This window comes from Clostridium intestinale (genome assembly GCF_035905475.1).
GTDB lineage: Bacteria > Bacillota > Clostridia > Clostridiales > Clostridiaceae > Clostridium_T > Clostridium_T intestinale.
Genome location: NZ_CP121166.1, coordinates 2,181,673 through 2,193,688, shown reverse-complemented (window position 1 = coordinate 2,193,688; position 12,016 = coordinate 2,181,673). Strand labels below are relative to the sequence as shown.

General features: G+C 30.2%; 12 protein-coding genes. 9 read left to right on the top strand and 3 right to left on the bottom strand.

Translation table 11 applies throughout. The annotated features are described in order from the left end of the window. The first annotated feature begins 69 nt into the window (after window positions 1-69). Window positions 70-1,170 (top strand): patatin-like phospholipase family protein, encoded by a 1,101-nt coding sequence (locus tag P8F83_RS11390; RefSeq protein WP_326514680.1) that lies wholly within the window; start codon window positions 70-72, stop codon window positions 1,168-1,170. Between the two features lie 11 nt (window positions 1,171-1,181). Here the strand turns inward: P8F83_RS11390 and nadC are convergent, their stop codons facing one another. The 3 genes from nadC to nadA form a co-directional block, all read right to left on the bottom strand. Beyond that, window positions 1,182-2,039 (bottom strand): carboxylating nicotinate-nucleotide diphosphorylase, encoded by an 858-nt coding sequence (nadC, locus tag P8F83_RS11385; protein ID WP_326514679.1) that lies wholly within the window; start codon window positions 2,037-2,039, stop codon window positions 1,182-1,184. Continuing rightward, window positions 2,014-3,321: an L-aspartate oxidase gene (locus P8F83_RS11380; protein WP_326514678.1), complete on the bottom strand. Its 1,308-nt coding sequence runs from the start codon at window positions 3,319-3,321 to the stop codon at window positions 2,014-2,016. The genes nadC and P8F83_RS11380 overlap by 26 nt, the downstream gene beginning before the upstream one ends. 110 nt (window positions 3,322-3,431) lie before the next feature. After that, window positions 3,432-4,334 (bottom strand): quinolinate synthase NadA, encoded by a 903-nt coding sequence (nadA, locus tag P8F83_RS11375; protein ID WP_326514677.1) that lies wholly within the window; start codon window positions 4,332-4,334, stop codon window positions 3,432-3,434. Window positions 4,335-4,573: 239 nt separating this feature from the next. Between nadA and P8F83_RS11370 the strand changes: the two genes are divergently transcribed. The 8 genes from P8F83_RS11370 to spoVAC all read left to right on the top strand — a co-directional run bounded on the left by P8F83_RS11370 (window position 4,574) and on the right by spoVAC (window position 12,014). Further along, complete coding sequence (locus tag P8F83_RS11370; RefSeq protein ID WP_326514676.1) at window positions 4,574-5,461, top strand: DUF4003 family protein; 888 nt, start codon at window positions 4,574-4,576, stop codon at window positions 5,459-5,461. A gap of 12 nt (window positions 5,462-5,473) precedes the next feature. Beyond that, window positions 5,474-6,517, top strand: coding sequence for a DNA polymerase IV (locus P8F83_RS11365; protein WP_326514675.1), 1,044 nt, complete (start codon window positions 5,474-5,476; stop codon window positions 6,515-6,517). Window positions 6,518-6,621: 104 nt separating this feature from the next. Continuing rightward, window positions 6,622-7,296 (top strand): deoxyribose-phosphate aldolase, encoded by a 675-nt coding sequence (gene deoC / locus P8F83_RS11360; protein ID WP_326514674.1) that lies wholly within the window; start codon window positions 6,622-6,624, stop codon window positions 7,294-7,296. A 159-nt stretch (window positions 7,297-7,455) separates the two neighbouring features. Beyond that, window positions 7,456-9,738 carry an AAA family ATPase gene (locus P8F83_RS11355; protein ID WP_326514673.1) on the top strand — a complete coding sequence of 761 codons (2,283 nt, stop codon included), beginning with the start codon at window positions 7,456-7,458 and terminating at the stop codon, window positions 9,736-9,738. Between the two features lie 181 nt (window positions 9,739-9,919). Beyond that, on the top strand, window positions 9,920-10,255 hold the full coding sequence (gene spoIIAA / locus P8F83_RS11350; protein ID WP_021800984.1) for an anti-sigma F factor antagonist: 336 nt from the start codon (window positions 9,920-9,922) through the stop codon (window positions 10,253-10,255). 15 nt (window positions 10,256-10,270) lie between these two features. Beyond that, a complete protein-coding gene (spoIIAB, locus tag P8F83_RS11345; protein ID WP_238902537.1) occupies window positions 10,271-10,699 on the top strand; it encodes an anti-sigma F factor in 429 nt (142 codons plus the stop codon). An 18-nt stretch (window positions 10,700-10,717) separates the two neighbouring features. Further along, window positions 10,718-11,473: an RNA polymerase sporulation sigma factor SigF gene (gene sigF / locus P8F83_RS11340; protein WP_315109673.1), complete on the top strand. Its 756-nt coding sequence runs from the start codon at window positions 10,718-10,720 to the stop codon at window positions 11,471-11,473. An 82-nt stretch (window positions 11,474-11,555) separates the two neighbouring features. Continuing rightward, on the top strand, window positions 11,556-12,014 hold the full coding sequence (spoVAC, locus tag P8F83_RS11335; protein ID WP_315109671.1) for a stage V sporulation protein AC: 459 nt from the start codon (window positions 11,556-11,558) through the stop codon (window positions 12,012-12,014). Window positions 12,015-12,016 lie beyond the last annotated feature (2 nt).

Genomic DNA, 12,016 nt, shown 5'->3' with positions numbered 1-12,016 from the left:
ATTTATAAAACAGAAAAATAAAGATAGCATATTATATATGATAATAAATTAATTTGTTTGGAGAAAAAAGTGTTTAAAAAAGAAACAAGAATTGGATTAGCTCTTTCTGGGGGAGGTATTCGTGCTCTTATTTTTCATTTGGGTATTTTAAAGTTTTTGGCTGAAAATGATGATCTTGAAAATGTTAAGACAATTTCTACAGTATCTGGTGGAAGCATTTGTATAGGGCTTATATTATCTATAAATGATTACAAGTGGCCAACCAGCAAGGAATATTTAGAAAAGGTTTTGCCAAAATGTGAAGCTATAGTTCTTAATAATGATATTACTAGTGGAATGATGAGGCTTAAGGAGAAGTATCCTGAGTATGATACAGTAATGCTATTGGCAAAGGCATTAGAAGAAGAGTGGGGAGTGCATGGAGATTTGCAAGTTATCCCTTCTTCACTTAATTGGGAAATTAATTGTGCTACTTTTGAAACTACAAAAAATTTTAGGTTTAGCAAAAGATGTATGGGAGATCCTTTATTGGGTTATACAATGAATCCAGATTTTCTAATTTCAAATGCTGTTGCTGCTTCAGCGGCTTTTCCAGAGATTATAGGAACATATAGATTAGATATGAGTTTATATAAGTGGTATAAAGATGCTTTAGGAAATACTCCTTTAACTGATCCAAGGGATTTTTGCAATTTGTGGGATGGTGGTGTTTATGATAATCTTGGTCTTGAAGTATTATATAGGCCAGGATTTGGACTTAAGAAAGGAATTGATTTTTTAATTGTAAGTGATGCATCTTCTCCAATTTATGAACAAGAATACTCTAAGGAGAGTAGATTGGAAAATCTTCAACGTATTTGGGATATCAGTGTTAAAAAGTTAAATGAATTAGTAGTTAGAAGCTTATTTAGAGATGTAATAAATAAGGGGAAAGGCGCTTATTTAAAAACAGGTACTTTTGTTTTGGATATTCTAAAGAAGCTACCTATTGCCCACAAAATCAAAATAAAACTTGGTGAAACATCTCTCTCTCATGAGAGAGTAATACTTGCAATGAATTATCCTACAACTCTAGTAGCTCCAACTTCTGAAGAATTTAAGTTGATTTTAAGACATGGCTATGAAACTGCCTCATGCATCAGGATAAAATCAATGATTAAAAAGTTATAGATATTTTAAAGTTAACTAAATGGAACAAGATTTTTCATGCTTATATCTAAACATGGAGCAGAATGAGTAAGTGCGCCTAAGGATATAAAATCCACTCCTAAAGAAGCGTATCTAGAAATATTATCTAAGGTTATATTCCCAGAACATTCAACTAGAGCCTTGTCCTTAATTAAGTTCAAGGCTTCGTTTATGTTATCAGGGGACATATTATCTAGCATTATAATATCTGCTCTTGCTTCTAAGGCCTCTTTTACCATATCTAAGGTTTCAACCTCAACTTCAACTTTTCTAACAAAAGAAGAATTTTCACGAGCTTTAGTTACAGCAGCTTTAACTCCCCCAGCAAAAGCAACATGATTGTCTTTTAAAAGTATTCCATCAGATAAATTGAATCTATGATTTTGTCCACCTCCAATTTTTACAGAATATTTTTCTAAGGCCCTTAGATTAGGAGTGGTTTTTCTTGTATCTAATATCTTTGTTTTTGAATCTTTTATTAAGGATACAACTTTATCGGTATAAGTTGATATACCGCTCATTCTTCCTAAGAAATTTAAAGCAACTCTTTCACCAGATAAAATAATTCGTGTGCTTCCAGTAAGTTCACCTATTTTTTCTTTATTATAGACCTTATCTCCATCTTTTTTATATAAATCAACTTTAACTGAAAATTTAGAGTTTACAGAAAGAAGTTCAAATACTCTTTTAAAAACCTCAAGTCCAGCTAAGACCCCATCTTCTTTTGCAATTAAATCAACTTTGCTTTTTGATTCAAGGGGTATAATAGCTTCTGTAGAAATATCTCCATTAGGAATATCTTCTATTAAAGCATCCTTTATTATTTTATCCAGTGTAAGCAAATTCAACATTTATATTTCCTGCCTTTCTTTTAAATTCCTCAATTGTACTTATTCGGTTTCTTGATAATATTTCCATAGGTGTACCTTTTATTTTAGGTGGATTGAAATTTATAAGAGACATACTATCTATTGAAAGATTAATTGAGTTAGCAGCTCTTCTAGAAAACACAAGTGCTTCAAGAATAGAGTTTGAAGCAAGCCTGTTTGCACCATGAACTCCTGTACAACTGGTTTCCCCTACAGCATATAGATTTTTAAGAGAAGTATGGGAATTTAAATCAACCTTTATTCCTCCCATAAAGTAATGCTGTGCTGGAGATACTGGTATTGGTTCTTTAGTAATATCTATTCCTTTATTTAAACAATTTTCATAGATAGCTGGGAATCTATTTATTAAGTAATTGCTGTTTAAAAAAGATATATCCAAATACACATGAGAACTATTTGTCTTCTTCATTTCCTCATATATAGCTTTTGATACCACATCTCTAGGTAAAAGTTCATTTACAAATCGGTCTCTTTTAGAGTTTAGTAAGATTCCTCCTTCTCCGCGCACCGATTCAGAGATTAAAAATCTTCTTCGAGAGGCATTCTTTTCATATAAAGCTGTGGGGTGGATCTGGATATATTCTAGATCTTTAAGTTTTATATTGTGTTTTAAAGCTATGCTTATAGAATCTCCAGTTAATGCACGTTGATTTGTGGAATTTACAAATAAACCACCTATACCACCAGTAGCTAAAATCACAATCTTTGAATGAATAAACAATTGAGAATTATCCTTTAGAAAAATGCCACCTATACAAGTTTCTTCATTTTCGATTAAATCTATAAGAGTAGTTTTTTCTAAGATAGTGACATTACTTAAGGCTTTTACCTTATTGATTAATGTTTCTTGAACTGATTTACCTGTAGTATCTTTTACATGTACTATTCTATTAACACTATGAGCTCCTTCCTTTGTGAATTCAAAAGAAGAATCCTCCTTAAGGTCAAAAGGAACTCCTAAAGATGTTAGCTTATGAATGTTTTCCATGGATTCTTCTGCTAAAACCTTCACGGCTTCTGTATTGTTTTTATATTGTCCAGCTTTTAGGGTATCCTTAATAAATAAAGGTATATCTTTCTTAGATAAGGCAGTGGAAATTCCTCCTTGGGCTAAAAAACTGTTTGTATCTGTTATACTTTCTTTTGATACAATAGTTATATTTAAATCTTTTCTTAAATTTAAAGTAAGATAAAGCCCTGAAATTCCACTACCAACTATTAAAACATCAGTGAATAACTCCATATTAATCCCTTCTTTTAGATAATTTGTGTATTGAATTTAAGATAATAGGTGTAATGAACTTAAGACAATAGGTGTAATGAATTTAATTTAAGATAATAGGTGTAAGGAACTTAAGACAATTTGTGCATGTTTTCTAGCGCTTTATAAGCCTTCATTCTTATATCTTCATCTAAAGTTATTTCATTGGTTTCATCTTTTAATGTAATATAGATATCTTCTAATGTGGTTTTCTTCATATTAATACAAGTCATAGTAGTTCCAGGAACATAAAATTTTTTATGAGGACTTCTTTTTTTCATTTCATGAAGAACTCCAGATTCAGTTAACACTATAAATTCATCTTTAGGGGAGCTTACTGAATAATCTATAATTTCACCTGTACTTCCTAAAAAGTCAGCCATATCCCTTATTTCTTTTTCACACTCTGGATGAACTAATACTTCTGCAAGAGGACGTAAATCTTTCAAGGCTTGTACAGTTTCTTTTTTTACTTTCTTATGAGTGATGCAATAACCATCCCAAAGATAGAACTTTTTATTTGGAAACTGTTCTGCGATATATTCTCCAAGATTTTTGTCAGGTAGAAAAATAATTTCTTCATTAGGTATGTTTCTCATGATGTTTAGTGCAGAAGATGAAGTAACACAAACATCACACAATGCCTTAACATCTGTATTTGAATTGATGTAGCTTACAACTAAAGCATTAGGATGTTTCTCTTTTAGTTTAGCTAAGCTTTGAACATCTGCCATGTCAGCCATAGGACAACCAGCATCTGAGTTTGGTAAATATACTTTTTTATTTGGAGATAAAATTTTAGCACTTTCAGCCATAAACTTTACGCCACAAAAAATTATAACTTGCTCAGGACTGTTCATAGCTATCTTACTTAAATAATATGAATCACCTACATAATCAGCTATATCTTGAACCTCATCCCTTTGATAATAATGGGCTAAAATCAAAGCATTTTTTTCTTTTTTAAGATTTTTAATTTCATCTACTAGATTCATAAGTTAAACTCCTAACTAAATATTTTATTAGTGTATATACAGCAGTATACTCCTAAGCTTTCAATAATTCAACCTAATAATACTTCATAGAATTTTGTTGTAGTAGCAGTTTTTATATTATCCCATTAAGTTCACACTAGAAGTTAATAGTTTATACATTGACCAAAAGTAGGAATTATGGCATAATATGAGGTATAAGATAACCTTTAAAATAATATGATTAACTGGGATGGGATAAGATGAGTAAGATAGAGAATATTATAAATACATATAACAAGATCAAAAATAACTTAAGATTTGATGGAGAATATTTAAATTATTTTGCTTCAATACTTTCTACTGTTAATAAAAATATAATTAATTATGATAAAATAAAATATATAAGAAGATTTTTTTCAGATAGAACAGCGTGGCATTCATCTTTTAGAGGGACAGGACTTTATACAATATCAATAATCCTTTCTTTTGAAGAGGATTTAGATGAAAAAATGGAGAAGATTATAGAGATAGAGCAGGAGTTAGTATCTAAGAATTTTAGGGAAAGTTCTTATTTAGCTTTAGCAAGTTATATTTTACATAAGAGTGAGGATAGCAATGTTATTCAAAGATTTATAGATATGTATGATGTTATACATGGTAAAAGTGATAAGATAACTTGTGAAGAAGATTATCCAATGATAGCGCTTGTTGTATACAAAAATATAAGTGGAGAAATTCTTACAAGTAAGTATGATGATTATTTTAGCGTGTACAAATATGTTGAAGTTAAGAGTAATGACATCACTCAGGATATGGTGATTTCTTCTATAATTTTTAATAATGGAATAAACCTTAATGATAATATGATGAAGGAAAAGATTGAAGCACAATATGCTATTTTATATCCTATATTTTTTAATAAAATTGAAAATACAGTTAAGATGTTAGATATATGGGAGGGAAAGCTTGAAGAACATGTGGAGCTTCAGTTATTTATGGATGGAAGCTTTAGAAGATTTTTAGCTATGGTTTTAATATTACAAAACAACAAGGATATATCAAATGACGATCTAGAAATGCTCATATCTTTATGCGTATTAAACTTTACTAAAACTCAGGAAACATCAATATTAAGTGATCTAGTGTAATGAGGGATAAATATGAATAAAAAGATTATTCATGTGGATATGGATGCGTTTTTTGCATCTGTAGAAGTTATGGATAACCCAAAACTTAAAGGTAAACCAGTAATAGTTGGAGGAACAAGTGAAAGAGGAGTGGTAGCTACTTGCTCTTATGAAGCTAGAGCCTTTGGAGTTCATTCAGCCATGCCTTTATTTATGGCAAAGGAGAAGTGTCCTCATGGGGTATATCTGCCAGTTAGATATGGAAGGTATAAGGAGATATCAAGAAAAGTTTTCTCTATTTTAGAAGAGATTACGTCTATAATTGAACCAGTATCTATAGATGAGGCGTACTTAGACGTTACAAACAGTAAATTAACAGCTATGGAAGCTGCTTTATATATTAAAAAAGCTATTAGAAGAGAACTGGGAATTACTATTTCTGCAGGAATTTCTTACAATAAGTTTTTAGCTAAGATAGCTTCCGAATGGAACAAACCAGATGGAATAAAGGAAATAACTGAAGATATGGTTCCAGAAATACTTTTTCCGCTATCTGTTTCTAAAATTCATGGATTAGGGGAGAAGTCTGTAAAGAAATTAAATAACATAGGAATATTCAGGGTAAAGGATTTATATGATTTACCCAACGAGCTTTTCACTTATTATTTTGGGAAGTATGGAGATGATATATATAACAGAATAAGAGGAATAGACAATAGAGAAGTTAATATAAATCATGATAGAAAATCTATAGGAAAAGAAACAACTTTAAGAAAAAATACAAATGATAGAGATGAACTTTTAGAGTATATAGATAGATTTTCTAAAGAAATTTCAGATATTTTAATAGATAGAAATCTATCAGGAAGAACTTTAACTATAAAATATAAAACCTGGGATTTTAAATCTCATACTAAAAGTAAAACATTAATGAACTATGTAGATAAATATGATGAGATATTTAAAAATGCAATAGAGATATTAACTGATGAATTAATTGGAGAAGAACTTAGACTAATAGGATTATCTATATCTTCTTTAAAAGAAAATAAAATACAGCAATTAAGATTATTCTAGTAAAAGAATAGACATAAATTAATATATAATTTATAATCACTTAATGTAGAGAGAAATTAGTAAACCAATTCTTTTGAAAAAGTTTACTCAGGAGGAATGTATATATGAATAAAAATGAATTATCAAAATTTATTGACCACACTGTATTAAAGGCTGAAACTTCAGAAAAAGCTGTAGAGAAAGTTTGCAAGGAAGCTGTAGAGTATAAATTCGCCTCTGTATGTATTAATCCTTGCAATGTTAAGTTAGCTTCGAAGCTATTAGAAGGAAGCGAAGTTAAGGTATGTACAGTTATAGGATTCCCTTTAGGTGCAAACACTTCAAAGGTTAAAGCATTTGAAACAGAAGATGCAATAGCAAATGGTGCTCATGAAGTGGATATGGTTATAAACATAGGAAAGTTAAAAGATAAGGACTATGACTACATTAGAGAAGATATAAAAGCAGTTGTAAATGCAGCTAAAGGTAAAGCGCTTACAAAAGTTATAATAGAAACTTGTTTACTTACAGATGAAGAGAAAGTAAAAGCTTGTGAACTTGCAAAAGAAGCAGGAGCAGATTTTGTAAAAACTTCTACAGGATTTTCTACAGGTGGAGCAACACCTGCTGATATAAAGCTTATGAGAGAAACAGTAGGACCAGATATGGGAGTTAAAGCATCAGGTGGAGTTAGAAATATAGATGATGCAGAAGCTGTTATAAAAAATGGTGCTACAAGAATAGGGGCATCATCATCAATAGATATAGTTGAAGGAAGAACATCAAAAAGCAATTACTAAAATAAAAGAAGTACTCTTAAAGAATATGCATCTTTAGAGTACTTTTTTATTATTTTAATTGAAAAAAACTATTCCTAAAATTGGCTAATAAGAATATTTATATATTAAACAATTAAATAAGGAGGAAACTACTCTACCTTAAGAAGAGTGGTAAATTTTATGAAAAGAGAGTTAACTCCAAAAGAAGTAATTTACAATATTGATTTAAATCAGGCCTTTCCATTTAATAATAGGAATAATGTACAACAATACTCAGATGTTTATAAAAAAATTCAGTTAGCCTTTGGAATTAATAAGGAAGGATATAATGTTTATGTTGTAGATACTTTTTCAAAAGATAAAATAGATGATATAACAAACTTTATTAAAGATATTCTAAAGAAAAGAGAAAAACCTAAGGATATTTGTTACGTGATTTATGAAGATCCTAGATATCCAACAGGTTTATTTTTAAGTAATGGTAATGGATTAAAAATGAAAAAGGTAGTTGAAGAGATAAAAGAATTATATTATGATTCCATAATTGATTTTTATAACTCATCTAATAATAAAGATAAAGAGGATATATTAGATGAGGTATACAAAAAAAGAAGCGAGCATATTGGAACGTTAGTAGATATGGCTAAGGAAGAAGGTTTTGATTTAAAGGCAACCACTCAAGGCTTTGTGTTTATCCCACTTAAAGAGGGGGAAGCTATGAGTGAGAAGGACTATGACAACCTTATACAAAATGATAAAGATAATATTATTACAAGAGCAAGTAAACTAAAGACTGGGGCAGAAGAAATTCTAGAAGAACTTAAAGAGTTAGAACTAGATTCTATAGAAAAGATCAGAGATATTTTAGGGAAATACCTAGAAGATGTTATGAAAAATAACAGGGAAAGGTATTGTAATATATTTAAAGAAGATGAAGCTGCCTTAGAGTATTTAGAGTTTATTTATAAACATGTAGAAGAATCTATAATAAGTAGCTATACAATTAACTTAGAAGATGATGAGGGAAAGATAGGAGAAATTCTTAATAAGTTTCAAGTGAATGTTATAGTTGATAACAGCGAAAATGAATATCCACAAGTAATATTTGAAGAGGATCCAACAGTAAATAACCTTCTAGGAAATATAGAGTATGAAAACCATAATGGTGTATATTCTACCGATGTATCTTTAATAACTTCAGGTTCTATTTTAAGAGCAAATGAAGGTTGCCTTATAATAAGGATGAGTTCATTAATTAATAGTCCAGGTAGTTATTTTTATCTTAAAAAAGCACTTCTAAATAAAAAAGTGTCCTATGATTATAACAGAGGATATTTTGAATTTCTTTCATTAAATGGTTTAAAGCCGCTACCAATAAATATGAATTTAAAGGTGATATTAATAGGGGATTTTGAAATCTATGATTTGTTATACTCAAATGATGAAGATTTCAAAAATATATTTCCTATAAGAGCTCATATGAAATCAACAATAGATGTTGATAATGATGTAATAGCTCAAGTGGTGAATTTAATATTTAAAATAGTAGATAACAACAAACTGCTTAAGATAACTGAAGATGGTATAAAGGAAATATTTAAATTTTTAGCTAGAAAAGCATCTTCGAAATCAGAAGTCTTGGTAGATGAGTTGGAAATAGAAAAACTATTGTTTTTGGCAAATAATTCAGCAGCTTTAGATGGGGAGATTAATGCTAAACATATAATAAAAGCTTATTATAATGAAGAGCATATAGAAGAAGAGATTTTTAAGATGTATAAAAGTAAAAAGATGATAATAAATGTAAAAGATAAGATTGTAGGCTCAATCAATGGGCTATCAGTAATAGATTTGGGATATTTGAGTTTTGGAAGACCTATGAGGATTACTTGTGTATGTACAAAAGGTGAAGGTAGAATCATTGATGCTCAAAGAGAAAGTAATTTAAGTGGTAAAATTCATGGTAAATCTTTAGGAATACTAAAGGCAGTTTTAAATAAATTCTTTTCACCTTATGAAAGAATACCTGTAAATTTTCATTTGAGCTTTGAGCAAACTTATGGAATGGTTGAGGGAGATTCGGCATCAGTAGCTGAGATAATAGCTATAATATCATCCTTAAGCAAAAGAGGAATAAAACAATCTATAGCTGTTACAGGCTCTATAAATCAATTTGGAGAAATCCAGCCTATTGGTGGTGTAAATGAAAAAATAGAAGGGTTTTTTAAGGTGTGTGAGATTCTAGATACTGTAAAAGGTAAAGGTGTTGTTATACCATCTGCTAATAAAGACGAACTAGTTTTAAGTCCTAAAGTTGAGGAAGCTGTAACACGTGGAGATTTTAAAATTTATACAATGGATGATTTAACAGATGCTATGAAAATCCTTATTCAAGAAGAAGGAGAAACATTAGAAGAGTTATTAGCATTTATGAAACAGGAATTGAATAAGTATGGAAAGTAATGATTTAGAGGGCGTAAAGCCCTCTATCTTTATAAAAGAGTAAAAAAAATAATAAATTTATGTAAAACCTTTGACTATTCAAGTAAATTTATGGTAATATTATGGAAAAAGAAGGAAATATTCCTGCTGCTAGAGTAGAGGAGGTGAAGTACTCTAAGGTAATTGCTTTAGAGTAATGATTATGTACTTAAAATTTAACAGGGATGAAGATAAATTAATAGTAACATTAAACGGGGAATTAGATCATCATAGCGCTGAGGAAGTGCGTGTGAAAATTGATGACAGACTTGATAGAGATAATGTTAGAAAGCTAATATTAAATTTTTCAGGTGTGACATTTATGGACAGCTCTGGAATAGGTGTGGTTATTGGAAGGTATAAAAAGCTTATAACTAAAGATGGAAAGGTAGTTATAGCGGAACCAAAAGGAAGTGTTAAAAGAGTATTTGAACTTTCAGGCTTATTTAAAATTGTTAAGGCGTATGATAGTATAGAGGAAGCTATAAACTGCCATTAATAGGGGGATAGAGGTATGGTTGATAATAAGATTAAATTAGAATTTTTAAGTAAATCACAAAATGAGGGTTTTGCTAGAGTAGCTGTGGCAGCCTTTATTTCTCAGTTAGATCCAACTGTAGAGGAACTTACTGATGTAAAAACTGCGGTATCTGAGGCAGTTACAAATTCTATTATACATGGATATGAGAACAGAGAAGATAAAATGGTTAAAATTGAAGCGTCTATAGAGAAAACTGAAGTAACTATAGTAATAGCTGATGAGGGTTTAGGAATTGAGGATGTTGATCAAGCTATGGAACCTTTATATACTTCTAGGCCAGATTTAGAAAGAAGCGGTATGGGTTTTACCGTTATGGAAAGTTTTATGGACTCTCTTCAAGTTGAAAGCGAAAAAGGTAAGGGTACAAGAATTATTTTAAAGAAAAAATTCAACTCAATATAGGCCAGGTGATGAATTTATATGGATAAAGGGAATTTGAGAAGAGAGGAATATAATTATGAGGATAACTCAGAATTAATTAGAAGAGTCAAAGCTGGAGATAAAGAAGCCATGAATAGGCTTATAGAGTTAAATACACCTCTGGTTTCTTCATTAAGCAAAAAGTTTATAAATAGAGGATATGATTATGAAGATATAATGCAGATAGGTTCTATTGGACTAGTTAAAGCGATTAATAACTTTGATGATGCATATAACGTAAAATTTTCTACCTATGCTGTACCAATGATAGTAGGCGAAATAAAAAGGTTTTTAAGAGATGATGGAATGATAAAGGTTAGTAGAAATACTAAAACTTTAGCTAAAAAGCTCCATTATTTTAGGGAAGAACTAACAAAAAAGCTAAATAGAGATCCAACCATAGATGAACTTGCAGAATACTCAGGGTTTAATAAGGAAGATATAGTTTTTGCCTTAGAGTCAGCCTCATCTATGCAGTATCTATATGACACCATACATCAAGATGATGGAGCACCTGTTTTGTTAATAGATAAGCTCAGTGAAACTGGTGAAGAAGATACAAGTATGATAGATAAAATTGCATTAAAAGAAGCCCTTAGGGCACTTGACATAAAGGCAAGACAGATTATAGTACTTAGATATTTTAAGGATAAAACACAGGTTCAAGTTGCAAAACTTTTGGGAATATCTCAAGTACAGGTATCTAGGATAGAGAAGAAAGTTCTTCTAGAAATGAGAAAAAGACTTAGTGATTAATACCTAAGTTCTATGAAAAATTCATAGAACTTATTTTTTTTGGAATAATATAAGTAAATAACTATGAAAAGGTGATGAATAGATGAAAAAAAGGGAAGAACAAATAAAGCAAAAGTTTAATACATTATCAAAGGAAATAGAACCTAAACCTAAGCTTTTAAAAAATTGCATACATGCTTTTTGGGTTGGTGGATTAATTTGTGTAATAGGTCAGATGATATATAACTTTTTTGCATCTTATGGATTACCAGAGGAGCAGGTATCAGGTATTACTAGTATAATATTAATTTTCCTAGGAGCACTGCTTACTGGGTTAGGTATATATGATAAGATTGCATCTTTCGCGGGAGCTGGTACTGTTGTACCTATTACAGGTTTTTCTAATGCCATAGTTTCTCCAGCTATAGAATTTAAAAAAGAAGGATTTGTATTTGGGGTTGCGGCTAAAATGTTCACAATAGCAGGACCTGTTTTAGTTTATGGAATTGGAACGTCTGTAATAATTGGAGTTATACATTATATTGTAATTATGATTTGGTAGAA

Bases quoted from the DNA above. Each gene is read 5' to 3' on its own strand.
- nadC (WP_326514679.1), bottom strand. From the start codon at position 2,039: ATGTTGAATTTGCTTACACTGGATAAAATAATAAAGGATGCTTTAATA.
- P8F83_RS11380 (WP_326514678.1), bottom strand. From the start codon at position 3,321: ATGGAGTTATTCACTGATGTTTTAATAGTTGGTAGTGGAATTTCAGGG.
- nadA (WP_326514677.1), bottom strand. From the start codon at position 4,334: ATGAATCTAGTAGATGAAATTAAAAATCTTAAAAAAGAAAAAAATGCT.
- P8F83_RS11370 (WP_326514676.1), top strand. From the start codon at position 4,574: ATGAGTAAGATAGAGAATATTATAAATACATATAACAAGATCAAAAAT.
- P8F83_RS11365 (WP_326514675.1), top strand. From the start codon at position 5,474: ATGAATAAAAAGATTATTCATGTGGATATGGATGCGTTTTTTGCATCT.
- deoC (WP_326514674.1), top strand. From the start codon at position 6,622: ATGAATAAAAATGAATTATCAAAATTTATTGACCACACTGTATTAAAG.
- P8F83_RS11355 (WP_326514673.1), top strand. From the start codon at position 7,456: ATGAAAAGAGAGTTAACTCCAAAAGAAGTAATTTACAATATTGATTTA.
- spoIIAA (WP_021800984.1), top strand. From the start codon at position 9,920: ATGTACTTAAAATTTAACAGGGATGAAGATAAATTAATAGTAACATTA.
- spoIIAB (WP_238902537.1), top strand. From the start codon at position 10,271: ATGGTTGATAATAAGATTAAATTAGAATTTTTAAGTAAATCACAAAAT.
- sigF (WP_315109673.1), top strand. From the start codon at position 10,718: ATGGATAAAGGGAATTTGAGAAGAGAGGAATATAATTATGAGGATAAC.
- spoVAC (WP_315109671.1), top strand. From the start codon at position 11,556: ATGAAAAAAAGGGAAGAACAAATAAAGCAAAAGTTTAATACATTATCA.